Here is a 26157-nt window from a genome sequence, read left to right as displayed (position 1 = left end):
ACGCTCTCACACGGCTGCCTTCTCCGGCCGCTGCACCTCGGTTTCCGCAACGGGACCGGCGGCGGCGCGGCCCGGCATCCACTTCAGGACGACCAGGGCGCCGAGGAAGGAGATGACGGCGGCGGCGATGGACGCGGCGTGCATGGCGTGCACGAACGCGGCGTCCGCGGGGCCGATGAGGTTCTGCCCTGCCGGGCCCAGCTGGGCCGCGACGGCGTGCGCCCCCTCGATCGACTCGCCGGCCGCCTCCCGCGCGCCGGCGGGCAGCGCGGCGAGGTTCTCGCGGAGGTCGCCGCGGTAGACGGACGCGACGACGGAGCCGAGGACCGCCACGCCCATCGCGACCGCCACCTGCCGGGCGGTGTTGTTGATGGCCGACCCGGCGCCCGCCTTCTCGCGGGGCAGCGCCGACATGACCGACTCGGTGGCGGGCGGCATCACGTTGGCCATCCCGACGCCCTGCACGAAGAAGATCGCGCCGAGGATCCACATGGAGGTGTGGACGCCGACGAACTGGTAGCTCGCCAGCGCGACCGTGACGAGCAGCAGCCCGGTCGTGCAGACCGCCTTGGCGCCGAAGCGGCGGACCATCGCCGCGCTGCGCGGGGCGAAGGCGAGCTGCGCGACCGCGAACGGCAGCACCATCGCGCCGGACTCCAGCGGGCTCAGGCCGCGCACCGACTGCATGTAGAAGTTGGCGAAGAAGAACACGCCGGTCGCGGCGAAGAAGCACAGCGCGATGGACGCGACGGCGGCCGACATCCGCGCGTCCTTGAAGAGCCGGACGTCGAAGGCCGGGGACGCGGTGCGGGCCTCGTACCACACGAACAGCGCGAGGACGGCGGCGCCGGCGAGGATCGGGCCGAGCACGGAGAGCTCCAGCCAGTTCCCCTTCTCGCCGCCCTGGATGATGCCGTACGACAGGACGACCAGGCCGACGACCGACAGCACGACGCCGACCGGGTCGAGCCGGCCGGGCGCGGGGTTGCGGGACTCGGGCACCAGGACCGCCATGAGCGTCACGCCGAGGGCGATGACCGGCACGTTGATGAGGAAGACCGAGCCCCACCAGAAGTGGGCGAGCAGCAGGCCGCCGGTGAGCGGGCCGATGGCGACGCCGAGGCCGACCGCGCCGGCCCAGATGCCGATGGCGCGGGCGCGCTCGTGCGGCTCGAAGACGTTGGTGATGATGGACAGCGTCTGCGGCATGACCGCCGCGCCGCCGAGGCCCATCAGGGCGCGGGCGTAGATGAGCTGCTCCGGGGACTGCGCGTACGCCGACAGCAGCGAGGCGAGGGCGAACACCGCCATGCCGCCGATGAGCACGCGCTTGCGGCCGATCCGGTCGCCGAGCACCCCGAAGGTGAACAGCAGGCCGGCGAAGACCAGCGTGTAGGAGTTGATCGCCCATTCGAGCTGGCTCTGGGTGGCGCCGAGGCCCTTGTCCGGGTCGGCGATGGTCTTGAGAGCGACGTTGAGGATGGTGTTGTCGAGCACCACCACCAGGAGGCTCATGGTCAGGACGCCGAGGATGTACCACCGGCGCCGCTGGATCGTTCGGGGGTCCATGTCGATACGCAACGGTATCGTTTCGGAATTCATTCCCCGCACGACCGACCGAGAGCCCGGAGGGCGTCGTGCGCCTTGCGCGGGGGTGCGGGGGTCGCCCCCCACAGGAGGCACACCGGAGAAAAATCCGGAATCGCGAGGGGTATCCGAAACGTTTGCCAAGTGGCACGATCGGTTCCGTCTGGGTACGCCACCGTGGCGCCTCAAGACCGGAGGTTTCTCGCATGTCTTCTTCTGCCGCACCCCCAGCACAGCCGACCGCACTCTACGGCGGTACGAGCGGGCGAAGGGTGACCGTACGCGACATCGCCGCCGCCAAGGAGCGGCACGAGAAGTGGCCGATGCTCACCGCGTACGACGCGCTCACCGCGCGGATCTTCGACGAGGCCGGCATCCCCGTGCTGCTCGTCGGCGACTCCGCCGCCATGGTCGTCTACGGGTACGACTCGACCATCCCCGTCACCGTCGACGACCTGGTCCCGCTCACCGCGGCCGTCGTCCGCGGCTCCAAGCGCGCCATGGTCGTCGCCGACCTGCCGTTCGGCTCCTACCAGACGGGCGTCGCGGAGGCGCTGACCACCGCCACCCGGTTCATGAAGGAGACCGGCGCGCACGCCGTCAAGCTGGAGGGCGGCCGCCGGAACATCCCGCAGGTCGAGGCGATGGTCGCCGCCGGCATCCCGGTGATGGGGCATCTCGGCCTCACCCCGCAGTCGGTGAACGCCTTCGGCGGCTACCGGGTGCAGGGCCGCGGCCAGGACGGCGACGAGCTGATGACGGACGCGAAGGCGCTGCAGGCCGCGGGCGCGTTCTCCGTCGTCCTCGAATGCGTGCCCGAGGACCTCGCCGCCCACGTCACCTCGTCCCTGTCCATCCCGACGATAGGCATCGGCGGCGGCAACCAGACCGACGCGCAGGTCCTCGTCTGGCAGGACATGGCGGGCCTCACGCCGCACACCGCGAAGTTCGTCAAGAAGTTCGCCGACATGAACACCCTGCTCGGCGAGGCCGCGCGCACCTACGCCGACGAGGTCGTCAGCGGCGTCTACCCGGCGCCCGAACACTCCTACCACTAAGCCCCGCCCCGCACGGCCGCGCCCTCCCGGCGCGGCCGTGCGCCGTTCCCTACTGGTCGGGGTTGGAGCGGGCCGGCTCGGGGCGGGCCTCGCCGTTCTCGCGGGCCTGGCCGTCGCGCGGCGGCGGGACGGGGCGCGGGACGGGCTCGTCCGTCATGATCTCGGCGCGCAGCGTCTCCACGGCCGAGCGCAGCACGTCCGGCCCGGCGACGTTCATCAGCAGCAGCCCCAGGTTGAGGGCCATCTGCCCGTCGGTCATCTCGCTGCCGGCGAGGGCGTCCACGGCGGTGCGCAGGTCGGCCTGGTCCTCGGCGGACACGTTCTGCAGCAGTCCGAGGCAGTACGTCGGCAGCGCCAGCCGGGACTTGACGAACGAGACGCCCCGCATGATCTCGCCCGCCTCCTGCGCGCGGGTCTTGGCCTGCATCCGGTCGACGCCCCGGTCGGCGGCGGCGAGCAGCGAGGTCAGCAGCGTGCTCGGCCCGACCGCGACGTCCTCGTCCCCGACCCGGACGGTGAACACCGCGCTGCGGAACACCATCATCGAGCCGAGGCTCGCCACCAGTATCTGCGTCGCCCCGGCGACGTCCGGCGACTGCACGCCGAACCGCCAGTCGAAGGTGTGCAGGAGCAGCAGCGAGCCCGCGCCCGCTCCCCCGTTGATCAGCACGTACGCCCAGGTGCTCGGCACCCGGACCAGCGTGGTGGGCCGGTCCCGGTAGCGGCTGACCAGCTCGGCGATGCCGACGAGGCAGCTCAGCGAGACGGCGACGAGGTATCCGGTCATCGGGCCCCGGTCACTCCCCGGTCAGCCGGACGACCTCGTCGATCTCGCGCTCCACGGCGACCAGGCCGCGCTCGCGCAAGGTGTCCACGGCGTCGGCGACCTCCATCAGCCCGAGCCGCGTCGCGTGGTGGATCTGCTCCAGTGACAGCGGGCCGTTCGCCGCCCTCAACTGCGCCAGCACGAGGCGGCACGCGTCCTCCGCGCCGGCCACGGCATACTCGGCGGCACCGCGGGGCTCACCCGCCGGCGCCGCACCCGGCCGAACCCCGGCGTCCCTGCCCGAAGGGGCCAGGAACGCGCTCCACGGATCTGCCGACCGGATCTCTCTCATCTCCACCCCGCCTGTCGCCACCCCGATGATATGTCAGCCCTTGGACGCGGCGAAGGCGGAAACCGCTCCCCGGTCCCGTGCGGTGTCTCGCCGGGGCGGACGCCGGTCAGCACTCCCTGGGGGGCGCCCCCCAGACCCCCCAGAGGGGTCTGACCGTCGTCCTCCGTTCCGCTGGCGCTCCACTCCGGACGCCGGTCAGACGTCGGTGATGCGGAGTCCGGCGTGGGCCTTGTAGCGGCGGTTGATGGAGATGAGATTCGCGGTGAACGCCTCGATCTGGTGGGCGTTGTGCAGCCTGCCGCCGTAGACGCCGCGCATGCCCGGGATGCGTCCGGCGAGGGCCTGGACGAGGTCGGTGGCCTCCCGGTCGTTGCCGAGGACGAGGACGTCCAGTTCCATCTCGTCAACGCCGGGGTCGAGCAGCAGCCTGGCCGACACGTGGTGGAACGCGGCGACGACCCGGCTGTCCGGCAGGACGGCGGCGGCCTGCTCGGCGGCGCTGCCCTCCTCGACCGGCAGCGCGAACGCGCCCTTGCCCTTCTCGAAGCCGAGCGGGTTCACGCAGTCGACGACGATCCTGCCCGCCAGCTCGGCGCGCAGCGACTCCAGCGTGGCCTTGTGCCCCTCCCACGGAACCGCCACGATCACCACGTCGGACTCCCCGGCCGCCACGGGGTTCTCGGCACCGGAGACCGGCAGGTCGGCCCCGAGGTCGTCGGCGGCGGCCTGGGCGCGCTCCGCCTTGCGCGATCCGATCGTCACCCGGTGCCCGGCGAGCGCGAACCGGCGCGCGAGGCCCTTGCCCTGGTCTCCCGTCCCGCCCAGGATGCCGATGGACAGGCCGCTCGCATCGGGAAGGTCGTAGGGCGTCTTCTGCTGCTGCTCAGTCATGCGGCCGAGTCTGCCAGGCGGGCGTCCCGGCACGTCGCGCCGGGCTCGCGCATCGCGAAAACGGCCTGTCCAGGGCGCCCGGTGCGGCACCATGGTGGCCGTGGACGCCGAGCAGATCACGATGTTGCGCGAGGTCCTGTCGACGACGGGCTGGCTGGAGCGGACCCAGGAGTTCGGCCGCGCGCTGCGGGTCACGTCCCGCACCCCGGGCGGGCTGCTGCTGGTCGGCACGCCGGCCGGGGACCCGTGGCATCTGGCGGCGCACCTCGACGACGAGAGCCGGCTCGGCGACGCCCCCGGCCTGGCGCCCACGCTGGTGCGCTGGCAACCGCCGGAGGGCGCCCCGGCGCATCTGCGGATCGGGCTGGAGCGGCTGGAGTCGGCCCGGCGCGGCGAGACCCTGTTCGTCGTCGCCGAGGAGGAGGCTCCCGTCCCGCTGCTGGAGCGGGTGGACGACGCGCGCCGCACCGGGGCGACCGTCCTCGCGCTGGAGGGCGGCGACCGCGAGCTGCGCGGCCTCGCCCACGAGGCGCTATCCGTCCCGCCGGACGAGTCGCTCATGTCGTTCGACGGCGCGCAGCACCTCGTCAGCGCGGCGGCCGGGCAGGAACCGGCGCGCGGACCGCGCGGGTTCCGGCACCGGCTCGCCCGGCTGCTCGACGCCGTCTCCGGCCCGGTCGTGGACTGAGGGGCACCGCAGCGAAGCGAGGATGCCCCTCAGTCCGGTGCGGGGGTCTGGGGGTCGTCCCCCAGAAGGGTCAGTCGTCGTTCTGGCGGCGCCACGCCTCGTTGCGCTCGCGGGCCAGGGCGAGCGCGCCGGCCGCGGCGCTCTCGGTGTCGTAGGGGCCCATCCGGTCCTTGCCGGGGCAGCCGGGCCCGTGCTCGACCTTCATGTGCTTCAGGCAGAACCACCAGTCACCCTCGTCACCGGCCATCGGCGCTCCTCTCGATCTCGCGTCGCGCGGGACTCGTTGCCGCGATCGCGCTGACTACACTCCATCACTATGACGACCCAGTTGCTCCGGCCCGGACACGTTTCCCCGATGCGCAAGGTCCCGTCGAGCATCCCGCGCCCGGAGTACGTGGGGAAGAAGCGGCCGAAGACGGGTGAGCCGGACGTCAAGACGCCCGAGATCATCGAGCGGATGCGGGTCGCCGGCAAGATCGCCGCGCAGGCGCTGGAGGAGGTCGGCAAGCACGTCCGGCCGGGCGTCACGACCGACGAGCTGGACGTCATCGGGCACGAGTTCATGCTCGACCACGGCGCCTACCCGTCCACGCTGGGCTACCGCGGGTTCCCCAAGTCGCTGTGCACCTCGATCAACGAGGTGATCTGCCACGGCATCCCGGACGACACGGTCGTGCGCGACGGCGACATCATCAACATCGACATCACGGCCTACATCGACGGGGTGCACGGCGACACCGACGCGACGTTCCTGTGCGGGGACGTCGACGAGGAGTCCCGGCTGCTGGTGGAGCGTACGCACGAGGCGGCCATGCGCGGCATCCGCGCGGTCAAGCCGGGACGGGCACTGAACGTGATCGGGCGGGTCATCGAGTCCTACGCCAAACGGTTCGGGTACGGGGTCGTCCGCGACTTCACCGGGCACGGGATCGGCACGACGTTCCACTCCGGGCTGGTCGTCCCGCACTACGACGACGCGTCGGCCACGACGATCATCGAGCCGGGCATGACGTTCACGGTCGAGCCGATGCTGACCCTCGGTACCCACGACTACGACATCTGGGACGACGGCTGGACGGTCGTCACCAAGGACCGCAAGCGGACGGCGCAGTTCGAGCACACGCTCCTTGTGACCGAGGACGGCCACGAAATCCTCACCCTGCCGTGACCCCCCTCTTGATCTAGAGTCCGATTCGCCCCACATCCGGCCGGGAGACTCTCTAGAGATGAACGCCCCAGCGCCGTACGAGCCTAGGGTTCCGTCCGACAGCATGCCGCCGGGGCGGGCGGCGCTGAGCGTGACGTGGGCGGCGCTGCCGTTCCTGTCCCTCGGCTACGCCACGCCGTTCACGTTCGCGGCGGCGCTGCTGTGGCGGCGGAGCCTGCATCTGCTGGTGTCGACGGCCGCGTACGCGGGCGTGTTCGCGCTGGTGCTGTACCTGCTCCCGGACATCGGCGCCAAGCAGGGCACCGAGCGGGCCGTCGGCGTGCTGCTGTTCGTCCTGGCGGTGGTGGGCTGCGGGCACGCGTTCCTGATCCGGCGGCGGGTGTTCGACCCGCACGGGCTGTCGGCGGTCGACAACGAGGCGGTGGTGGAGCGGGTCAAGCGCAGCCGGCTGCTGCGGGACAAGGCGCGGGAGCTGGCCGCGGCCGACCCGGGCCTCGCCAAGGAGCTGCGCATCGGGCGTCCGGACCTGCCGCGCCAGTACAACGACGGCGGGCTGATCGACGTCAACCACGCTCCCGCGGAGGTGCTGACGCTGCTGCCCGGGATCACCCCGGAGCTGGCGGACAGGATCGAGCGGGTGCGGGCGGAGACGGGCGGGTTCATGTCGGCCGAGGAGCTGTCCGCGGTCGCCGGGCTGCCGCCGGCCCTCACCGGCGATGTGGCCGACTACGCCGTCTTCATCCGCTGATCGCGGGTATGCACCGGGCGTGACCCCGAAGAAGCCGAAGAAGGACGCCGGGAAGAACGCGCGGCCCCGGGAGCGCGAGCGCGGCGACCGGCTCGCCGAGTACCGGGGCAGACGGGATGCGGGACGGACGCCGGAGCCCGTCCCGGAGGAGAAGGCGGTGCCGCGCGGCGACGACGACACCTTCGTCGTCCAGGAGCACCACGCGACCAGCCTGCACTGGGACCTGCGGCTCGAACGCGACGGCGTGCTCGTCTCGTGGGCCGTGCCGAAGGGCCTGCCGTGGAGCCCGGAGACCAACCACCTCGCCGTGCACACCGAGGACCATCCGCTGGAGTACGCCACGTTCGAGGGCGAGATCCCGCGCGGCGAGTACGGCGCCGGCACGATGACCATCTGGGATCGCGGGACGTACGAGACGGAGAAGTGGTCCGAGCGCGAGGTGAAGGTCGTCATCCACGGCTCGCGCGTGTCCGGCCGGTACGTGCTGTTCAGGACGCGCGGCAAGAACTGGATGATCCACCGGATGGACCCGCCGGCGGACCCGGACGCCGAGCCGCTCCCGGAGTCGCTGCGCCCGATGCGCCCGGTGGAGAAGAACCGCCTCCCCCGCGACCAGGACGCGTGGGGCTTCGAGTTCGCGTGGGGCGGCCGGCGGCTGGCCGCCTACGTCGAGGGCGGCCGGACGCGGTTCACCGACGCCCGGGGCCGCACCGTCGACGGCCCCGGCGGGCTGGGCTCCCGGCTCGGCGCCGAACTGGGCTCGCGGCCCGCGCTCCTCGACGGGGAACTGGCCGTCCTGGACGGCCGCGAGACCTACATGATCTACGACCTGCCGCACCTGGACGGGCGTCCGCTGCTGGACGTCCCCTACGAAGACCGGCGGAGACGGCTTGACGACCTCGGCCTGTCGGGCAACCTGTGGCAGACGGCCCCCTGGTTCCCCGGCGACGGCGACGCCGTCCGGGAAGCGGCACGCGACCAGGGGCTGCCCGGCGTCGTCGCCAAGCGCCTGGACTCCCGCTACGACCCGGGCGAGGAGTCCGGCGCCTGGCGCTTCATCCCGTCCTGACCTAGTACGCGACCGTGATCCGGCGCTGGACGGCGTTGTTCTTCTCCAGCTCGTCGACCAGGGCGATGGCGTAGTCCTCGGCGCTGATGCGGCTGTTGCCCTCGGCGTCGCTGAGGAGCTGGTCCCCACCCAGCCGGAACGTGCCGGTGCGCTCGCCCGGCTCGATGATCGCGGCGGGCGAGATGAAGGTCCAGTCCAGGTTGCCGGCCTCGGCCCGGATGACGCCGAGCTGCGCGGCCGCGGCGAGCGCCTCGTTCTTGTAGAGGTCGGGGAACTCGGGGGTGTCCACGAGCCGGACCCCGGGCGCGACCTCCAGGCTTCCGGCGCCGCCGACCACGACCAGGCGGCGGACGCCGGCCCGCCGCAGGGCGTCGAGCACGCTGCGGGTGGTGGCCAGCAGCGGCCCCTCGGTCTCCGAACCGTCCCTGGGCGGCGGAACGGTCAGCACGACGGCGTCATGCCCCTCGGCCAGCCCGGCGATCGCGGCGGAGTCGCCCGCCTCGGCCTTGACCGTGCCCTCGTTCCCGCTGCGGGTGACGCCGGTGACCTCGTGGCCGCGGTCGCTCGCCTCGCCGGCGATCCGCCGGCCGACCATGCCGGTCGCGCCGATCAGCAGAATCCTCATGATGACCTCCTCGAACGTCGTTGACGACGAAGGTATCCATCAGATACTGGTTACTTCAACGTGACATTGGTACCCTTTGGAAACTATGAAGGGCAACGCGTTCGACCCCAACTGCCCGACCCGGCTGATCCTGGACCGGATCGGCGACAAGTGGTCGGTCCTCGTCGTGCTCAGCCTGAGCGACGGACCCCGCCGGTTCACCGAACTGCGCGACCTGATCGGCGGCGTCACGCCGAAGGTCCTCACCCAGACGCTCCGCACCATGGAACGCGACGGCCTCCTCACCCGGACGGTCTTCGCCGAGGTGCCGCCGCGCGTCGAGTACACCCTCACGCCGCTCGGCCACTCGCTCCAGAAGCCCATCGGGGCCGTCACCGAATGGGCGGAGGAGAACGTCGAGGCGGTCGTCTCCGCCCGGGAGCGCAACGCCGTCTGACCGCGGATCCAGTGGAACCGGCGCGGCCCGTCCCGCATCAAAGGGGCACGCATCAAAGGGACGCGGTGCCCCGTACGGCGCGTCGTCGCTGAGAACGATCAGGAGCGGGTTAGAGTCCCGCCCTGAGACGGGCGGCGATACGCGCTGAAAGGCGGGGGAACGGCACATGATGGGCAAGACGCATGCCCTGAGCGGTGCGCTGGCGTGGCTGGCCGCCGTCCCGGTGATCGCCCAGGAGCGGCTGCTCGGCGAGCACGCGGTCTCGCTGTCGCCGGAGCAGATCGCGGCGGGCGCCGTGGTCTGCGCGGGCGCGGCGATCCTGCCCGACATCGACCACCACAACGGCCGCATCGCCAACACGTTCGGGCCGATCACGCACCACATGTGCAAGTGGGTCGGGAAGCTCTCGGGCGGGCACCGGCACGCGACGCACTCGATCCTGTTCGCGGTCGGCATCGGCTGGGCGATGGACGCCCTCGCCACCCACTACGTCTACGCCTGGTGGGCCTGTCTCTTCATGATCGTCGGGCTGGGGCTGCGCGGCGTCGGCCTCGACTTCGAGGGCAAGGAGCCGCAGTCGGCGCTGGCGGACTGCGCGCTCGCCCTCATCGCCGTCTGGCTCATGCACAACCTCGACATGAGCTTCGTCGGGTTCGCGGTGACGCTGGGCTGCCTGGCGCACGTCGCCGGCGACTGCCTGACCCCGAAGGGATGCCCGGTGTTCTGGCCGCTGCCGTGGCGCGTCGACGTCCCCGTCGTCCCGAGGACGGACGGGAAGGTGGAGCGCTGGGTGGTGATGCCCGTGCTGTCGGTCGGCATCGCGATCCTCGCCGTCCGGTCGGTGCTCGGCGACGTCACCACCCAGTGGCTGACACGGCGCTGATCAGCCGAGCAGGTCGGAGAACCGGTCGCAGGTCACGATCTCCCATCCGTTCTTGTCCGGGTTCGGGGTGCCCCACAGGTTGACGCGCTCGATGCCGGGGATGGCCTGCGCCGTGCACGCTATCTGGGCCATGGCCAGCCGCGACCAGATCTTCGCCGGTTTCCCGGAATCGGCCGGCCGGACGACCAGCTGGGAACGCTCGCCGATCGGATTCGACGACGCGACGACCGAGTACGCCTCAAGCGGACCGTGGACCTCGGTGCGCAGCCCCATGGCGCGCTCCTGCGTCGTCGGCGGCACGGCCAGCTGCTCGGCGGCCAGGAACGGGTGACCGGGCAGCCCGGGCCGGACCACCGGCACCAGCCGGGAATCCTTCACCAGGTAGATGGTGATGGTGGCGGCCCGCCCGTTGGCGATCGGGCGGGTGCCCGCGCTCAGGATCCCCGTGGGGCGCACACCGCACCCGGACAGGGCGGCCAGCGCCGCGGCCGCCGCCCACACCCGAACGCTCCGCCGTCTCACGCCGGCTCCTCGTCCTCGCGCCGGGCGGGCAGCCAGAGCGTGAACACCGCTCCCCCGTCCGGGCCGTTGGCCGCCTCCAGCCCGCCGCCGTGCAGGACCGCGTTCTCCTTCGCGATCGACAGGCCGAGCCCGCTGCCCTCGCTGCGGGACCGGGCCGCCTCCGCCTTGACGAACCGGTCGAAGGCCACGGCGAGCAGATCGTCCGGCAGCCCCGGGCCGCCGTCCGCGACGACGATCTCCACACCCGCGGCGCCCGCCCGCTCCGCCGCTCCGAAGCGCAGCGAGACCGGCGGACCGCCGTGCTTGAGCGCGTTGCCGGCCAGGTTCGCCACGATGACGTCCAGGCGGCGCGGGTCCACCCGGGCGAACAGGTCCGCGGGGCCCTCGACCGCCACGTCGTCCGTCCAGCCGCGCGCGGCGAGGGTGCCCGCGACCGCGTCCGCCATGTTCACGTCGTCCAGGACGAGCGCGGCGGCGCCCGCGTCGAACTTGCTGATCTCGATCAGATGCTCGACCAGCAGGCCGAGCCGCCGGGTCTCGCCCGCGACGAGCTCGGCCGGGCCGCCGTCGGGCAGGCCCGCGGCCTCCTCCGCCAGCAGGCCGGTCATCGCGATCATCGAGGTCAGCGGGGTGCGCAGCTCGTGCGAGACGTCCGCGACGAACCGGCGGGACGCCGCCTCCATCGCGCGGAGCTCGGTCACCGTCCGCTCCATCGCCTCGGCGGTGCGGTTGAAGGTGCCGGCCAGGTCGGCGAGCTCGTCCCGCCCCCGCACCTCCACACGGGTCCCCAGTTCGCCTTCGCCGAGGGCGCGGGCGGCGGCGCCGAGCCGCCGCACCGGACGCAGCACCCCGCGGGTGGCGAGCAGGGCGAGCAGGAGCGCGGCCATCAGCGCCAGCGCGTCCGCGACCGCCAGCACGCGGGTGAAGGAGCGCAGGTCTGCGGCCTCCCGGGTGAGGCTCGCGGTGACGAACACCATCGGCGGCGTCATGCGCTCCGGCTCGTCCGCCGTCGTCGTGTAGCCGGTGACGAACGCGCCGACGAGCAGGTAGGGACGGCCTTTCCGCACGACCCGCTGGAACACCATGCCCTTCATCGCCCGGCGGGCGAACTCCCTGGTGACGGGGACGTCGAGGAACTCCGGGGGCGGTACGGGAACGGTCCCGTCCAGCGTCACGCGCACCGCGACCGCCTTGCGTCCGGGGCCGCTGAGGTCCTCTTCGAGTTCGGCGCCGATGCTGGCGCTCATGTCCGGGGGCAGCTTCGGCGGAACGTGCTGGGCGAGGGTGCTGCGCACCTGGGTCAGCACCGCGTCCTGCGCGCGCTGCAGCATCACCCGGCGCAGCAGCACGTAGGAGATGCCGGACGCGAGCACGGACGCCAGCAGCGCGACGGCGGTGAAGGCCGCGGCGAGCCGCACCCGCAGCCCGGTGAACCGGAGACGCCGCATCACGGCGCCGTGAACCGGTAGCCGAAGCCCCGGACGGTCTCGATCAGCCGCGGCTCGGCCGGCTCGTCCTCGATCTTGGCGCGGACGCGCTGCACGCAGGCGTCCACGAGCCGGGAGTCGCCCGGATAGGTGTGCTCCCACACCTCGGCCAGCAGGTGCTGGCGGGTGAGCGCCTGGCCGGGACGGCGGGTCAGCTCCAGCAGGAGCCGCAGCTCGGTCGGGGTCAGGCGCAGGTCGGTCCCGGCCTTGGTGACCTTCAGCGAGGTCCGGTCGATGACGAGGTCGCCGTGGACGGACCGGTCGACGCGGGTGTGGTCGGCGCGGCGCAGGACGGCGCGGATCCGGGCGTCCAGGACGCGGGGCTCGACCGGCTTCACCACGTAGTCGTCGGCCCCCGCCTCCAGCCCGAGGACGATGTCGAGGTCGTCGCCGCGCGCGGTCAGCAGGATCACCGGGAGCGAGTCCTCCCGGCGGATGCGCCGGCACACCTCGATCCCGTCGATGCCGGGGAGCATCACGTCCAGGATCGCGATCTCGGGACGCCGCGCCCGCAGCGCCTCCAGCCCGTCCTCGCCGGTGGCCCGGGAGGTCACGCCGTGCCCCTGGCGGGTCAGCGCCAGCTCCAGGGCCGCCCGGGCGGACGGATCATCCTCGATGAACAGAATGCTCGCCACTCGGACATTATTGGACGTCCACGGTCGCCCGGCGCGCCGTGTCACAAGATCCGGACATCACCGCCACAAGATCATGACAGCCCGCCGGAACCGTGGGGCGCATGACGCTCGCGACCGTTCCGCCCCGCCAGGACGTCCCGCCCGCTCCCCCGCGTCCCGCCCGCCGTCCTTCCCGCGCCCTGCCGTGGCTGCTCGCGGCCGGGGTCCTCGCGCAGGCGGTGGTGCGGCTCTGGTTCGCCTGGGCCCGTACGGCGCCGGCCGCGAACCCGGACGAGACCGGCTACCTGGTCGCCGCCCGCCTGCTGGCCGGCGGGCCGGGCGCCGACCTCTCGGGGAACACCTTCTACCAGGGCGGATACCCGCTTCTGCTGACTCCGGCGTACTGGGCGTCGCACGACCCCGCGACGGTCTACACGATCGTCATGGTGATCAACGCGGCGCTGGGCGCGGCGCTGTTCCCGCTCGGATACGCGGCCGCGCGGCGGTTCGGGCTCGCCCGCCGGCCCGCCCTGCCGCTCGCCTTCGCCGCGGCGCTGCTGCCCGCCACGACGTTCTTCGGCGCCTTCGCGCTCGCGGACGCGGTCCTGCCGACGCTCGTCCTGGCCTGGCTGCTGGTGCTGGACCGTTTCGTCCGGAACGGCCGGGCCGTGGACGCCGTTCTCGCGAGCCTGGTCGCGTCCTCCATGGCCGCCGTGCACACCCGCGGGACGGTCCTCCTCGTCGTCCACGCCGCGGTCGTGGCGGTCATGGCGCTGCGCGGACGGCTTCGCGCGGCGCTCGCCGGGGGCGGTGCCGCGCTCGGCGGATACGCGGCGGGCGCGGCGCTGAACGCGCACATTCGCGCTGAGCTGTACCCCGGCGGCACACGGAATCTCGGCGGCATCCTGGAGTCCCGCCTGACGACGCTTCCCGGACAGGAATGGGCGCTCTCGGGAGCCGCCGGGCAGATCTGGTACCTGATCGTCTCCACCTGGGGGCTGGCCGGGGCCGGCCTCGTGATCGTCGCGGTGACGCTGGCGCGGCGGCGGACGCCGGCGGCCGACCGGATCATGGCGGGCACGCTGCTCGCCGCGACCGGCGGCATCGCCTACGCCTCGTCGGCCGCGCTGCCGGACGAGCACCGGGTCGGCAACTTCGCGTACGGCCGGTACCTGACCTGCCTCGCGCTCGTCTACGCGCTGGCCGGGGCGGCGGCGCTCCTGCGGGCGGACGGCCGGACGGCGATCCGGACGGCGGCGGCGTCCGTGCTGCTTTCGGCGGGCACCGGGGTCTGGGTCACCGCCTACGCGGGCGAACGGCTCCACACCCACACGTTCATCGGCTTCGACTTCCCCGAGGTCATGTTCCTCACCGACGACCGGAGCGCACTGCGCCTGCCCGAGGCCACGCTCGCCGCGTGCGCCCTGTTCTGCGGACTGCTCTTGCTGTCCCGGCTCAACAGGACGGCCGCGACCGCCATCGCGATGGCCGGGATCAACCTGGCGGCGCTGACGTTCGCGATGGGACCGCCGTCACGACGCGTCCGCCCGGAACCGCCGCTCCCCGGCCCGGCGGCCGGGAAGGTCGTGGCGGACGTGTCACTCGGCTGGGAGGTCAAGACCGCACTCATGTACCCGGTGTGGTGGACGCGCATCGGCTCCATCGACGTCCGCGACGGGCGGCCGCCCGCGCCCGGCGTGTGCGCGGTCGTGGTACGCCGCCCGGAGGGGACGGCCCCGGAGGCGACGTGGCCCGCGCATCCGGCGGGCTGGCGGCCGCACGCGGGACGGTTCTGGTCGATCGGATGGGTGAGCTGGCAGGACCCGTCCTGCGCGGCGGCCGCTCAGTAGCGCGTCAGACGCGTTCGATCACCGGGCCGAAGACGTCCATGAACGGCGAGTGGACCGTGATGTAGGAGAACCCGAACCGCTCGCGCCGCTCCCGGATCTGCGCGGCGATCTGCGCCTCAGTCCCGAGCAGGACGAAGGGGGTGTCGAGGATCTCCTCCACGGCCATGTCCGGCATGCGCTCCGCGTGGATCCGCTCGGCCTCCGCGCGCCGGTCGGGCGTCACCTGCACATGCTGGACGAGGACGTTCCATTCGATGTCGTCCACCCGGTCCCCGGCCTGCTCGCGGACGAACCGCACCCGCTCCTCCGCCTCCGCGGCCGTGCCCAGCCGGAACGTCCCGGGCGGCTCCCCCTTGAGCTGGTACGCCCCGGCGATCCCGACGATGTCGGCGTACCGGGCGGCGGTCCGCAGGACGGTGTCGCCGGTGCCGCCGACGAGCAGCGGCGGCCCCGACCCGCCGAACCCGGTGCGCTGGACGGGCGCCAGCTCGGCGAGCCCGAAGAACTCGGCGACCGGCCTGTGCCGCTCGTAGCCGTCCCCGCCGAGGACCCGGCCGGTCTCCTCGATCAGGCCGGCCATCCGATCCGCGCGGGCGCCGAACGGCTCCCAGGGGATGCCGGCGGCGTCGAACTCCCACTTCATGTGCCCGGCGCCGATGCCGAGCTCCAGCCGCCCGCCGGTCAGCCGGTCGGCGGTGGCGATCTCGCGGGCGAGCAGGTGCGCGTTCCAGAACCCGGCGTTCAGCACGAGCGTGCCGACCCGCAGCCGCTCGGTCGCGTCCGCGGCGGCGACCATGGTCGGGAACGGCGCCGGAGCGCCGAGGTGGTCGGGCACGAGCGCGGTGTGGTAGCCGTACCGCTCGCCGCGGCGGCAGCGCTCGGCGAAGTCGCCGGGGGACGCGATGTCGAAGAAGTTGAACCCGAACCGGAAGTCCCTCATGCGATCACCCTGCCACGTCATTTTGGGGTGATGAAGGCCGTCTCGTAGGCGAAGATCACCGCCTGGGTGCGGTCGCGGGCCTGGAGCTTGGCGAGGATGTTCCCGACGTGCGTCTTCACCGTCTGCGGGCTCACGAACAGCTCCTGGGCGATCTCGGCGTTCGAGTGGCCCTTGGCCATCAGCCGCAGCACGTCGCCCTCCCGCTCGGTCAGCCGCCCGTGCCAGCGCGCGCCGCCGCCCTCGCCGCCGGACGTACCGTGCAGCGCGGCCAGCTCCCGGATCGCCGCCGGGAACAGCAGGCTGTCGCCGTGCGCGACCATCCGGATCGCCTGCAGGATCTCCTCCGGCCGCGTCCGCTTGAGCAGGAAGCCGTTCGCGCCCGCCTTCAGCGCGTCGTAGACGTACTCGTCGTTCTCGAACGTCGTGACGACGATGATCCGCGGCGGCTCCGGCTCGGTGTCCAGGATGCGGCGGGTCGCCTGGATGCCGTCGAGCCGCGGCATCCGCACGTCCATGAGGATCACGTCCGGGCGCAGCCGCCGCACCTCGCCCGGCACCTCCGACCCGTCGGACGCCTCGCCGACGACGGTCAGGTCGTCCTCGGCGTCGATGATGGCCGCGAGCCCCGCCCGGATCAGCCGCTCGTCGTCGACCAGCAGAACCTTGATCGTCATGTTCCGGACCTTAGCGGCAGCGAGACCCGGAACCGCCAGCGGTCCCCGTCGGCCCCGGCGGTCATCTCGCCGCGCAGCACGGTCACGCGCTCGCGGACGCCGCCGAGACCGCGGCCGCCGCCGTGGTCGGCGCCGTCCCCGCCGTGCTCGCCGAGCGGGTTGCTCATCTCGACCTCCAGCCGTTCGCCGTCCGTGCCGAGCCGGAGCCGCACCGGCACCTTCCCGGCGTGCCGCAACGCGTTCGTCAGGCCCTCCTGGACGATCCGGTACGCCTCCCGCGACACCGCCGCCGGCACGTGCTCCACCCCCGGGTCCACCTCCGCGTCCAGGGTCACTCCGGCGATGCGCGTCTGCTCCAGCAGCCGGCCGAGGTCCTTCAGCGTCGCCTGCGGCGCCGGACGGGACGGGTCGTCGCGCAGCAGCCCGAGCACATGGTCGAGGTCCTCCAGCGCGGAGCGGGCCGACTCCTCGATCGCGCCGAGGGCCTCGCGGGCGAACCCCGGGTCGCTGTCGAGCACCCGACCGGCGGCGCCGGCCTGCAGCGTCACCACGCTCAGCGCGTGCCCGACCGAGTCGTGCAGCTCCCGCGCCAGCCGGTTGCGCTCGGCGAGCCGGACCGCCTCGGACTCGACGGCGGCGAGCCGCTCGGCGGCGGTCGGCCCGAGGAACCACGGCGCCAGCCGGGACAGCAGCGCGCCGGCCGCGACGATCAGCGCGAGCAGCACGGCCAGCGACGCCAGCCCGATCGGCGGTGCGGGCCACTGGTGCCAGGCGTCCTCCCAGCCCCAGGCCTCCAGGAACCGGGTGTCCCAGCTCACCCCCGGCGCCAGGAGCATCACGACGGCGAACGGCGGCACCGCCAGGCTGAGCCCGCTGACCACCACGCCGACGCCGAGATGCAGGGTGAACCAGGCGGCGGCCCGGATCCGGCTCTCCCACGAGGCCGCCGACCCGGGCACGAGCGCCGCTGCCGGGCCGCTCAGGAGTTCCTTGGCGAGCGAGCTCTCCAGCAGCCGCACCGTCGGTACGAGCCCGGTGACGAATGTCGCCGCCGCCGGCATGACGACCAGCATCAGCACGGCCTTGACGGCGCCGTTGGCGAGCGGCAGCAGCGGCATCATGCTGATCCCGAGGAACCAGTACGGCATGAGCAGCGCGCCGCCCACGACCAGGTGGGACCAGCGCCGCCAGGTCGTCCGCTCGATCAGCGGCCGGAGCACACGGAGCACACATCGATCCTGGCAGACGGAGCGGCACGGCCACTCCCCCGCGAGGGGGAGAAGCTCAGGCGTTGCCCTTGCTCGTCTGCTCCCCGGCGGCCCGGTCGCGCTCGGCGAGCTTGGCGAGGCGGGCGTTGTAGGCGGCGAGCTCGTCGTCCTCGGCGCGCCCGCCGGGCTTGGCGGCCCGGTCGGCCTTGCGGTCCATGCGCCGCGCCTGCCGCTGATCGTCCAGGTACCACTGGACCGCCAGGACGAGCAGCACGATGAACGTCGGCACCTCGCCGAAGCCCCACGCGATCGCGCCCCCGGTGTGCTGGTCGTGCAGGATCGTGGTGCCCCACGGCGGGTCGACGGAGGTGTACCAGCCGCGGGCGAGCGCCTGGCTCATGTTCATCAGGGCGATGCCGAAGAACGCGTGGAACGGCATCGTGACGAACAGCAGCAGGAGCCGCCCGGGGTAGGGCAGCTTCCGCGGCGCCGGGTCGACGCCGAGCAGCACCCAGAAGAACAGCGATCCCGAGGCCAGGAAGTGCACCGTCATCGCGATGTGCCCGAGATGGTTGCGCATCGCGGCCTCGAACAGCGGCGTGAAGTACAGCACGAACGTGCTCGCCACGAAGATGATCGTCGCGACCGCCGGATGCGCGATGACCGCGAGGTACCTGCTGTGCAGCATGGCGGTCAGCCATTCGCGCGGGCCGCGGTCGCCGCGGATCCGGGCGGGCTTCAGCGCCCGCAGCGCCAGCGTCACCGGCGCGCCGACGACCAGGAAGATCGGCGTCAGCATGTTCAGCACCATGTGCTGGGCCATGTGCACGCTGAACAGGATCGGCGCGTACCTGGCGACGCCGGTCTGGGTGACGGCCACGATCGTCACGAGCCCGAGGACCCAGGACACGGTGCGGGCCAGGGGCCAGGAGTCGCCGCGCCGCCGCAGCCGGACGACGGCGGCGAGGTAGAGGCCGCCGAGGACGACGACGAGCGCGGCGAAGAACAGGTCGAACTGCCACAGCGTCAGCAGCCGCACCGGGGTGACCTCCGGGGGCATGTCGTAGCCGAGCAGCGACTTGACCGCGGACTCGGGCTCGGCCGGCGCGGGCGGCGCGGTGCGGGCGAGCGCGACGGCGAGGCCCATCGCGGCGGCCATCACGGCCGCCTCGGCGGAGGCGAACCGGGCGAACGCCCGCGGCCTGCCGGCGTCCAGCGCGGGCAGCGTCCGGTTCCGGTGCCAGTGGCCGAAGAAGCCGAGCACGCCGAAAGCGACGATCTTGCCGAGCGCCAGCCGCCCGTAGTTCGTCTCGACCAGTTCCACCGGGTCGGGCAGCCGCGCGATCACGTTCACCAGGCCGCTGACGCCGACGGTGATGTAGCACCACACGGCCATGCGGCTGAACCGGCCCGCCATGAGCGGCAGCCGGTCGCGGCGCAGCAGCGCGTGCACGCCGACGATGGCGAGCCCCCCGACCCACGGAGCGACCGCCGCCACGTGCAGGGCGACGCCGGTCGTCGCGACGGAGTGGTTGGCGGCCGAGGCCGAGTGCCCGGTCAGCGGCGCGGGCAGCAGCGCGATCCCCGCCATGGCGAGCAGCCCGAATGCGGCGGTCGGCGTCGTGGTGGTGCGCGCCAGCAGCGCCACCACCACGGCGAGCAGCACCACGATCATGAGGGCGGTGCCCTGCGGCAGCGAGCCGACATAGCTGCTCAGCTCGCTGCCGGTGAGGACGTCCCCGACCGGCTGCCCGAGGACGTCCGCGACGGTGAACACGAGGGTGGCCGCCGCGGCGGCGGCCCAGCCGGCGGCGATCCAGGACGCCGCGTTCAGGTAGCCGACGGCGTCCTTCGACAGCCGCGCGGCGCCGCGCCCGCCCTCGACGGGCAGGAACGCGGCGGCGGCGAGCAGGGCGCCGACGGTCAGCGCGGACAGCAGGTCCATCGCCGTCCGGGAGACGGGCAGCCCCCACCGGGTGAGGGCGCCCGCGTCGCCGAGGCCGGGGATGACCTTCTCGGTGACCGAGCCGCCGAGGACGAGCCCGGCCACCAGAACCGCGGCGGAGGCCGCCAGGGCGACCGCCCCGGCCCGCCAGACGCCCAGGCTGCCTTTACTCACTTCCGGTTGCCGCCTGGTGCTTGCGCTTGGCCCTGTACACGATGCCGACGCCGATGCCGACGCCGACGAGCAGGCCGACTCCGATCAGAACCCACAGCACGGCCCCGGAATCGGACTCCTCAGTGGCGACGGCCTGTTCCTGGTCGGCCTTGGGCTGCTGCCCGCCGCCGGCGGCGGCGGGCTGGGACGGCGCGGTGCCCGCCCCGCCGCCCACCACGGTGAACGTCAGGTCGTTCTTCTCGATGGGGTGCCCGTCCTCGCCGACGACCCGGTAGGCCACGGTGTAGGACCCCGCGGGCAGCGGTCCCGACAGCTTCTGCGTGACCGTCGTCCCCGAGTGCTCGGCCGCGCCCGACTGGAACTCCTTCTTCCCGCCGTCGGTGACGACCACCTTCGCAAGGCTGATCTTGTCGCTGAAGACCAGCTTGACCTCGGTGACCGAATCCGCCTCCTTGCCCTTCCCGGGCGTGCTGCTGACGAGCTGCGTGTGGGCCAGGGCGGGCGAGGCGGTGACGGCGCCGAACGCGAGCGCGAGGGCGGCGACGAGACCGAGACGGCGCACGGGCCGACGGGGCTTGAGGATGTTCATGGACGGCCGGGTTCTCCAGTGGGTCAAGGGCTTCACCTACCCTACTGAGCCCGCCGCCATGGCACGTCCCGGGTCGGACGGAGGGGTGTTCCGGGGAACCGCCGCCTGTCAGTCGCACCCGCAGTCACAGTCGCAGCAGTCGCAGTCGCAACAATTGCAGCAGTCGCAGCAGCCGCCGTCACAGCCGTCGCACCCGTCACAGCCGTCGCAGTGCCGGGTGCACCAGCAGCGGTCGTCGCACGACTCGCCGTGGTACTTGCTCCACTCGGGCTGGAAGAGCCCGCAGGTCCCGCAGACGAGCGTCCCGGTGAAGCACGGGATCGGCAGGCCCGGACGCGGCGGCCGCGGCCCGTGCCTCGACAGCTCGGGCGCGGTGAAGGTGCGGTCGACCGAGCGGCGCACCTCGCGGTCCAGGAGCGCCCGGACGAGGCGCGGCCTCTCCAGTTCCACGTCGGCGAGGGCGAGCCGCAGGCCGTGCAGCGCGTCGTCGGCGTGCCGGCGGGCCTCGGCGGGTGTGGTGCCGGTGGCGAGCAGCGGGTTGTAGGCGCCCGCGGCCTCGTCCTCCGCGAGGTCCTCGACGGCGTCGAGGAGGTGCGCGAGGCGCCCGAAGAACCGGCCCGCCTCGGCGAGCGCCTCGGCGTTCGCCTCCTTGCCTGCGACGACGGCGGTGTGCGCGAACACGGCCGCGACGGCCGTCTCCGTGGGCTCGGTCAGATCGAGGAGGCCGAGGCCGGGCGCCGCCTCCAGGGCGGGCTGCCGGGCGACGGCGTCACGCAGCACCGACGGGTCGAAGCCGACGGCGGCGCCGGTGCGGCCGCCCGCACCGTCCCAGCGGTCGGCCATCCGCCCCGCCGCGGCGGCGACGAGGCGCCGCGCGTACGGCCCGTCGCCGTCCGCCACGTGGTCGCGGGTCTTCCCGGCGGCGAGCAGCAGGGACGCGGCGGCGGCGAGCCGGGCGCCCTGCGCCTTCGCCGTGACGACCTCGGCGGTCTTCATCCCGCGCAGCGCGCAGGGGCCGGCCTTGCGGCGCGGCGACAGCTCCGGCGCCTGCGCCTCCACCAGCACCGACACGAGCAGCCCGTCGTAGTTCGTGACGAGCCGCGCGGCCTGGCCGTGCTCCGCCCGCAGCGTCAGGCACAGCCCGCACAGATGGGCCATCCAGTCCTTGAACAGAGAACCGCACAGAACATGCCGGCATGGCCGGACGATACCGAGCACCTACAACTCCCCCATCTCAGGCGACCGCAGCATTAACTCATGGACGCGGCGGCGCCCTGAACGGTTCGGCTAGACCCCGACGCAGGTCAGCGCGCGGCGGTAGGCGGCCATGCGGGGCTCCTCGGCGGCGCCGGTCCCGGCCAGCACTTCGGCGAGGTCGAACCACGCCTGCGCGGCCTCCCGGGAGGACTCCATCTCCTCCAGGCAGGTCGCGGCGCGGGTCAGCACCTCGACGGCCCGGTCACGGCGGCCGAGCCGCACCGCCGCCTCGCCGAGCACGGTCAGCGCCCCGGCGGTGGCGCGGCGCGGGGCGTCCCCGAGCAGCTCCAGGGCCTCCTCGGCGAGCGCCACCGCCTCGGCGGGACGGCCGAGCGCGGTCTCCGCGCGGGCCAGCTCCGTCAGGCACCAGGCGACGTCGATCTCCCCGGACGAGCTCGCGCTGATCTCGCCGCGCACCCGGATGAGCAGCTCGCGGGCGCGGGCGGCCTGGTCGGGCCGGGCGCGCAGCAGCAGCCCGGCGTAGATCACGCGGAGCCGGCCGAGGTTGCGCGGGTCCTCGCCGTCCCCGGCGAGCATGAGCGCGCGTTCGGCGAGCGCGACGCCGTCCTCGTACTCGCCGCGGATCTCCGCGACGTAGGCGGCCTCCCAGTAGGCGATCATGCGGGCGCGTGGGCTGCCGATCCGCTCGGCCCGCTCGACCAGCTGGCCGGCGAGCTGGCGGGCCCGGACGAGGTCGCCGCGCTCGATGAACGCCGACAGCAGCGCCGCGCCGAGGTGCACGGCGGCGTCGGTGGAGTCGGCGCCGGTCGCGATGAGGTGCCGCAGCGCGCTCTCGGCCGCCTCCACCCCCGCGCTCAGGTCGCCGCGCTCGCGCAGGCAGCGGCTCAGCGCGACGTGGACCTTCGCCCAGTGGTCGAGGTCGGCCTCGGCGGACGCCTCCTCGGTCAGCGCGGTCAGCCCGGCGATGGCCTCCTCCAGCTCACCGGCGGCCTCCAGCGCGAGGGCGTGGCCCCAGCGGGCCTGGTGCAGCATCTCCGGCAGCGCCACCGCGTCGGCGCTGGCCAGCACCTCGGCGAACCGGGCCCGCGCCTCGGCCGCCGCGCCGTTGCTCAGCGCGATCTCGGCGTAGTCGAGGGTGACGCGCAGCTCGTCCACGACGTCCTCGCTGACGCCGCTGACGAGGTAGGTCGCCGAGCAGTTCAGCTTCGCCGCGAGCAGCTCGACCACGCTCGGGGCCGGCACCCTCTTGTCGCTCTCGATCAGCGAGATGTAGCTGTCGGACAGCTCGGGGAAGGCGAGCTGCGCCTGGCTCACGCCCTGCCGGATCCGCAGGGCGCGGATGCGCTGCCCCAGTGTCTCCCGATCCATCGTGTGACCACCGCCTACAGTCTGCTACGGGTGCTCGCCGGCCGCGTCGCGCGAAGGGCGAGGAAGAAGTCGACTCGATCCTCAAGTGTGCCGAGATCCCGGCCGGTCAGGTCCTCGATTCGCCGGATTCGGTACCGAAGCGTGTTCACATGGACGTGCAGCCGCGTCGCGCTGCGGCTCCAGGACCCCGAACAGGACAGGAACACCTCCAGCGTGTGCACGAGCTCGGCCTGCCTGCTGCTGTCGTACTCCTCCAGCGGCCCGAGCATCCGGGCGCGGAAGGACGAGCGCGTCCGCTCCGGTACCGAGGCCAGCAGGCGCACGTAGGAGTCCAGGGTCACGTCACCACTCCGGCCGGGGCTCGCATTCGCACCAGGGCAGGCTATAGCGGACGCATCGCCCCCGTCACGCTGCGAAGAGCGGGAATCACGTCGCGACACCTCCCGCGGGTCAGCCGGTCCCTCGACGGCCGGCCGGGACGGCTAACCTGTGCTCGCCCAGCCCGAGATCACGCTGCGGAAGCGGAGCGCCCTCATGTCCAAGACCAGTACCGCGAAGACCGACGATCCGCCGCCGGCCGGCGGGCGCGGGCCGCTGGAGCGGCTGTTCGACCTCACCGGGCGCGGCACGACCGTGCCGCGCGAGCTGCGCGGCGGCGTCACCACGTTCTTCGCGATGGCCTACATCATCCTGCTGAACCCGATCATCCTCGGCGGGGCGAAGGACGTCACCGGAGCGACGCTGTCGATCCCGCAGCTGACCACGATGACGGCGCTGTCCGCCGCGGTCACGACGGTGATCATGGGTTTCGTCGGCAACGCGCCGCTCGCGCTCGCCGCCGGGCTCGGCATCAACGCGGTGGTGGCGTTCCAGGCCGCGCCGGTGATGACCTGGCCGCAGGCGATGGGCCTCGTCGTGATCGAGGGCGCGGTGATCGTGCTGCTCGCGCTCACCGGGATCCGCGAGCGGATCATGAACTCGATCCCGCTGGCGCTCAAGCACTCGATCGCGGTCGGCATCGGCGCGTTCATCGCACTGGTCGGCTTCTACGACGCGGGGTTCGTCACCTCCAGCGCGACGAGCCCGCCGCTGACCCTCGGCACCGGCGGCCACCTGCGGACGTGGCCGGCGCTGGTGTTCGCGCTCACCCTGCTGCTGATGATCGTCCTGTACGTGCGGCGGGTGCCCGGCGCGATCCTGATCAGCATCATCGCCGGGACGATCGGGGCGGTCGCCATCCAGGAGAACGTGTCCATCAAGGAGGGCGGCTGGGGCGTGGTCACCCCGAACATGCCCGACAAGCTGTTCGCCGTGCCCGACTTCGGGCTGTTCGGGGAGATCGACCTCTTCGGCGGGTTCGGCCGGGCGGGCGTCATCACCGCGCTGGTCGTGCTGTTCACGCTGGTGCTGTCGGGCTTCTTCGACGCGATGGGGACGATCCTCGGCATCAGCGACGAGGCCGGCCTGGTGAGCGAGAAGGGCGAGGTGCCGCGGCTCGGCCGGATCCTGTCCGTCGACGGCCTGTCCGCCGCGTTCGGCGGCATCACGAGCTCGTCCGCCAACACGGTGTTCGTCGAGTCGGCGGCCGGCGTCGGCGAGGGCGCCCGCACGGGCCTGGCCAACATCGCGACCGGCGCGCTGTTCACGGTGACGCTGTTCCTCACCCCGCTCGCCGCGACCGTCCCGGCGCAGGCCGCGGCGCCCGCCCTGGTCGTCGTCGGCGCGCTGATGATGACGCAGGTCGCCAAGGTGACCTGGGACGACACGGACATCGCGATCCCGGCGTTCCTCACGATCGTGCTGATGCCCTTCACCTACTCGATCACCATCGGGATCGGCGGCGGGATGGTGGCCTACGCGCTGATCAAGCTGGCCCGGGGGAAGGTCCGCGAGGTGTCGGTCTGGCTGTGGCCGGTGGTGGCGCTGTTCCTGGTCTTCTTCGCGATCGACCCGATCGAACAGTGGCTGAACGTGCGGTGACCGGCGCGCGACGCGATTCTCCGGCCCATTCGTAAGTCTCGGATGCTCTTGCGGGTGTCAAATAGTGCCGTCATGGCGTAAGCAGAAGGTAGGGCCTTACCCCCCCGGCGTGAAAGGCGTGGCTGTGGTGTCCGCGGACTCTCCCTCCCACCCGTCTCCGCCAGGTCACGTCCTGCTGGCGCCTGACAGGTTCCCGGGAGCGCTGACCGCGGCGCGGGCGGCCCGGCATCTCGCGGCCGGGCTGCGCCGGGCGCGTCCCGGCCTGCCGGTGGTGGAGCTGCCCGTGGCCGACGGCGGCGACGGCACCGTCGAGGCGGCGGTGGCGGCGGGCTGGCGGCGGATCGACGTCGAGGTCTGCGGGCCGACGGGCCGCCCGGTCGCCGCCCGGCTCGCGCTGAACGGGCACAGCGCGGTGGTCGAGCTCGCTGAGGCGTCCGGGCTGCGCCGGCTGCCGGGCGGCAGGCCGCGCCCGCTCGTCGCGTCCAGCGTCGGGACCGGGCAGCTGGTCGCGCACGCGGTCCGGCTCGGCGCGCGCCGGATCGTCCTCGGCCTCGGCGGCGGCGCCTGCACCGACGGCGGCGCCGGACTCGTCCAGGGGCTCGGCGGCCGGCTGCTGGACGCGCTCGGCAAGGACCTGCCGCCCGGCGGGGCGGCGCTGCGCTCGCTGCACGCCCTCGACCTGCGCGGTCTCCCCGACATGTCGGACATCGAGGTGGTGGTGGCGGGCGACTCGGCCGGGCCGCTGCTCGGCCGCACCGGGGCCGCGGCCGTGGACGGCCCGCGCCGCGGCGCGACCCGCGACGAGGTGCGGCTGCTGGACGCCGGGCTGCGCCGCTGGGCCGACCTGGCGGAGGCGGCGGCCCGCACGGCGGCCCGCGACCTGCCCGGCGCCGGCACGTCCGGCGGCGTCGGCTTCGCCGCGCTCGCCTTCCTCGGCGCGACGATCGAGCCCGGCCCCTCGCTGATGCTCGATCTGCTGGGGTTCGCCGAGAAGGCGCGGGGGGCCCGGCTGGTCGTCACCGGCGAGGGCACCCTCGACACCCGGTCGCTGCGCGGCAGCGCGCCGATCGGCGTGGCCCGCGCCGCCGCCCGCGCGGGCGCGCCCGTCGTCGCGGTGGCCGGCCGCCGCGGCCTCACCGGGGAGCAGCTGCGCAAGGCGCGGATCCAGGCGGCGTACGCGCTGGCCGACATCGAGCCCGACGACGAGCGCCGCGTCCGCCGCGCCGGGCCGCTGCTGGAGCAGCTGACCGTCGCGATCGCCGACGAATGGCTCCCGCCTTACATGGTGTCGTCGAAAGGGTCGATGCCTTGACACAC

26 protein-coding genes and 1 pseudogene are annotated in these 26157 nt (G+C 73.3%); 10 read left to right on the top strand and 17 right to left on the bottom strand.

What is annotated here, in order from left to right:
- Positions 1-6: 6 nt before the first annotated feature.
- Positions 7-1569, bottom strand: coding sequence for an MFS transporter (locus tag ACQPXG_RS15525; protein WP_433468382.1), 1563 nt, complete (start codon positions 1567-1569; stop codon positions 7-9).
- 224 nt (positions 1570-1793) lie between these two features.
- Between ACQPXG_RS15525 and panB the strand changes: the two genes are divergently transcribed.
- A complete protein-coding gene (panB, locus tag ACQPXG_RS15520; RefSeq protein ID WP_433468381.1) occupies positions 1794-2645 on the top strand; it encodes a 3-methyl-2-oxobutanoate hydroxymethyltransferase in 852 nt (283 codons plus the stop codon).
- A gap of 49 nt (positions 2646-2694) precedes the next feature.
- Here the strand turns inward: panB and ACQPXG_RS15515 are convergent, their stop codons facing one another.
- From ACQPXG_RS15515 to npdG, 3 genes are all read right to left on the bottom strand, one after another.
- Positions 2695-3432 carry a hypothetical protein gene (locus ACQPXG_RS15515; RefSeq protein WP_433468380.1) on the bottom strand — a complete coding sequence of 246 codons (738 nt, stop codon included), beginning with the start codon at positions 3430-3432 and terminating at the stop codon, positions 2695-2697.
- Between the two features lie 10 nt (positions 3433-3442).
- Positions 3443-3763 carry a hypothetical protein gene (locus ACQPXG_RS15510; protein ID WP_433468379.1) on the bottom strand — a complete coding sequence of 107 codons (321 nt, stop codon included), beginning with the start codon at positions 3761-3763 and terminating at the stop codon, positions 3443-3445.
- 195 nt (positions 3764-3958) lie between these two features.
- Positions 3959-4654 (bottom strand): NADPH-dependent F420 reductase, encoded by a 696-nt coding sequence (gene npdG, locus ACQPXG_RS15505; protein WP_433468378.1) that lies wholly within the window; start codon positions 4652-4654, stop codon positions 3959-3961.
- A 91-nt stretch (positions 4655-4745) separates the two neighbouring features.
- Here npdG and ACQPXG_RS15500 point away from each other — a divergent pair, with 91 nt between their 5' ends.
- The gene (locus ACQPXG_RS15500) at positions 4746-5342 is read left to right on the top strand and encodes a hypothetical protein (protein ID WP_433468377.1); all 597 of its coding nucleotides are present in this window, start codon (positions 4746-4748) and stop codon (positions 5340-5342) included.
- Between the two features lie 70 nt (positions 5343-5412).
- Here ACQPXG_RS15500 and ACQPXG_RS15495 read toward each other — a convergent pair whose 3' ends face one another.
- Complete coding sequence (locus ACQPXG_RS15495) at positions 5413-5589, bottom strand: hypothetical protein (protein WP_433468376.1); 177 nt, start codon at positions 5587-5589, stop codon at positions 5413-5415.
- A 69-nt stretch (positions 5590-5658) separates the two neighbouring features.
- Between ACQPXG_RS15495 and map the strand changes: the two genes are divergently transcribed.
- The 3 genes from map (at position 5659) to ACQPXG_RS15480 (ending at position 8327) form a co-directional block, all read left to right on the top strand.
- Positions 5659-6510, top strand: coding sequence for a type I methionyl aminopeptidase (gene map / locus ACQPXG_RS15490; protein WP_433468375.1), 852 nt, complete (start codon positions 5659-5661; stop codon positions 6508-6510).
- A 103-nt stretch (positions 6511-6613) separates the two neighbouring features.
- Positions 6614-7258, top strand: a complete 645-nt coding sequence (locus ACQPXG_RS15485; protein WP_433468374.1) for a ComEA family DNA-binding protein — start codon at positions 6614-6616, stop codon at positions 7256-7258.
- 19 nt (positions 7259-7277) lie between these two features.
- On the top strand, positions 7278-8327 hold the full coding sequence (locus ACQPXG_RS15480) for a DNA polymerase ligase N-terminal domain-containing protein (RefSeq protein ID WP_433468373.1): 1050 nt from the start codon (positions 7278-7280) through the stop codon (positions 8325-8327).
- A 1-nt stretch (position 8328) separates the two neighbouring features.
- Here the strand turns inward: ACQPXG_RS15480 and ACQPXG_RS15475 are convergent, their stop codons facing one another.
- Complete coding sequence (locus tag ACQPXG_RS15475; RefSeq protein WP_433468372.1) at positions 8329-8952, bottom strand: NAD(P)-dependent oxidoreductase; 624 nt, start codon at positions 8950-8952, stop codon at positions 8329-8331.
- An 85-nt stretch (positions 8953-9037) separates the two neighbouring features.
- Here ACQPXG_RS15475 and ACQPXG_RS15470 point away from each other — a divergent pair, with 85 nt between their 5' ends.
- Both ACQPXG_RS15470 and ACQPXG_RS15465 read left to right on the top strand, forming a co-directional pair.
- Positions 9038-9388, top strand: a complete 351-nt coding sequence (locus ACQPXG_RS15470) for a winged helix-turn-helix transcriptional regulator (protein ID WP_433468371.1) — start codon at positions 9038-9040, stop codon at positions 9386-9388.
- A 166-nt stretch (positions 9389-9554) separates the two neighbouring features.
- Positions 9555-10271 (top strand): metal-dependent hydrolase, encoded by a 717-nt coding sequence (locus tag ACQPXG_RS15465; protein WP_433468370.1) that lies wholly within the window; start codon positions 9555-9557, stop codon positions 10269-10271.
- Here ACQPXG_RS15465 and ACQPXG_RS15460 read toward each other — a convergent pair whose 3' ends face one another.
- Genes ACQPXG_RS15460 through ACQPXG_RS15450 form a run of 3 tightly spaced genes read right to left on the bottom strand, consistent with a single transcriptional unit; the run spans position 10272 to position 12915 of the window.
- Positions 10272-10793, bottom strand: a complete 522-nt coding sequence (locus ACQPXG_RS15460; protein WP_433468369.1) for a hypothetical protein — start codon at positions 10791-10793, stop codon at positions 10272-10274.
- Complete coding sequence (locus ACQPXG_RS15455; RefSeq protein WP_433468368.1) at positions 10790-12241, bottom strand: ATP-binding protein; 1452 nt, start codon at positions 12239-12241, stop codon at positions 10790-10792. The genes ACQPXG_RS15460 and ACQPXG_RS15455 overlap by 4 nt, the downstream gene beginning before the upstream one ends.
- Positions 12241-12915, bottom strand: coding sequence for a response regulator (locus ACQPXG_RS15450; RefSeq protein ID WP_433468367.1), 675 nt, complete (start codon positions 12913-12915; stop codon positions 12241-12243). Before ACQPXG_RS15450 ends, ACQPXG_RS15455 begins: the two co-directional genes overlap by 1 nt.
- 101 nt (positions 12916-13016) lie before the next feature.
- On the opposite strand from ACQPXG_RS15450, the gene ACQPXG_RS15445 reads away from it, so the two are divergent.
- Positions 13017-14744, top strand: a complete 1728-nt coding sequence (locus tag ACQPXG_RS15445; protein ID WP_433468366.1) for a hypothetical protein — start codon at positions 13017-13019, stop codon at positions 14742-14744.
- A 4-nt stretch (positions 14745-14748) separates the two neighbouring features.
- Here the strand turns inward: ACQPXG_RS15445 and ACQPXG_RS15440 are convergent, their stop codons facing one another.
- The 8 genes and pseudogenes from ACQPXG_RS15440 to ACQPXG_RS15405 form a co-directional block, all read right to left on the bottom strand.
- Positions 14749-15684, bottom strand: coding sequence for a TIGR03621 family F420-dependent LLM class oxidoreductase (locus tag ACQPXG_RS15440; RefSeq protein WP_433468365.1), 936 nt, complete (start codon positions 15682-15684; stop codon positions 14749-14751).
- Between the two features lie 17 nt (positions 15685-15701).
- Positions 15702-16358, bottom strand: a complete 657-nt coding sequence (locus ACQPXG_RS15435; RefSeq protein WP_433468364.1) for a response regulator — start codon at positions 16356-16358, stop codon at positions 15702-15704.
- Positions 16355-17587 carry a sensor histidine kinase gene (locus ACQPXG_RS15430; protein WP_433468363.1) on the bottom strand — a complete coding sequence of 411 codons (1233 nt, stop codon included), beginning with the start codon at positions 17585-17587 and terminating at the stop codon, positions 16355-16357. The genes ACQPXG_RS15435 and ACQPXG_RS15430 overlap by 4 nt, the downstream gene beginning before the upstream one ends.
- Positions 17588-17642: 55 nt before the next feature.
- Positions 17643-19685 carry a cytochrome c oxidase assembly protein gene (locus ACQPXG_RS15425; RefSeq protein ID WP_433468362.1) on the bottom strand — a complete coding sequence of 681 codons (2043 nt, stop codon included), beginning with the start codon at positions 19683-19685 and terminating at the stop codon, positions 17643-17645.
- Positions 19678-20301, bottom strand: a complete 624-nt coding sequence (locus ACQPXG_RS15420) for a copper resistance CopC family protein (protein ID WP_433468361.1) — start codon at positions 20299-20301, stop codon at positions 19678-19680. Before ACQPXG_RS15420 ends, ACQPXG_RS15425 begins: the two co-directional genes overlap by 8 nt.
- A gap of 81 nt (positions 20302-20382) precedes the next feature.
- Positions 20383-21492, bottom strand: a complete 1110-nt coding sequence (locus ACQPXG_RS15415; RefSeq protein ID WP_433468360.1) for a DUF5685 family protein — start codon at positions 21490-21492, stop codon at positions 20383-20385.
- Between the two features lie 69 nt (positions 21493-21561).
- The gene (locus ACQPXG_RS15410) at positions 21562-22860 is read right to left on the bottom strand and encodes a tetratricopeptide repeat protein (RefSeq protein ID WP_433468359.1); all 1299 of its coding nucleotides are present in this window, start codon (positions 22858-22860) and stop codon (positions 21562-21564) included.
- A gap of 14 nt (positions 22861-22874) precedes the next feature.
- Positions 22875-23195, bottom strand: a pseudogene (locus tag ACQPXG_RS15405) (PucR family transcriptional regulator); the annotation flags it as partial.
- A 199-nt stretch (positions 23196-23394) separates the two neighbouring features.
- On the opposite strand from ACQPXG_RS15405, the gene ACQPXG_RS15400 reads away from it, so the two are divergent.
- A complete protein-coding gene (locus tag ACQPXG_RS15400) occupies positions 23395-24840 on the top strand; it encodes an NCS2 family permease (protein WP_433468358.1) in 1446 nt (481 codons plus the stop codon).
- 124 nt (positions 24841-24964) lie between these two features.
- Positions 24965-26152, top strand: a complete 1188-nt coding sequence (locus tag ACQPXG_RS15395) for a glycerate kinase (RefSeq protein ID WP_433469973.1) — start codon at positions 24965-24967, stop codon at positions 26150-26152.
- Positions 26153-26157: the final 5 nt, after the last annotated feature.

It is taken from the genome of Spirillospora sp. CA-128828, from assembly GCF_050945415.1.
Lineage (GTDB): Bacteria > Actinomycetota > Actinomycetes > Streptosporangiales > Streptosporangiaceae > Spirillospora.
This window is presented reverse-complemented; position numbering and strand designations above follow the sequence as displayed.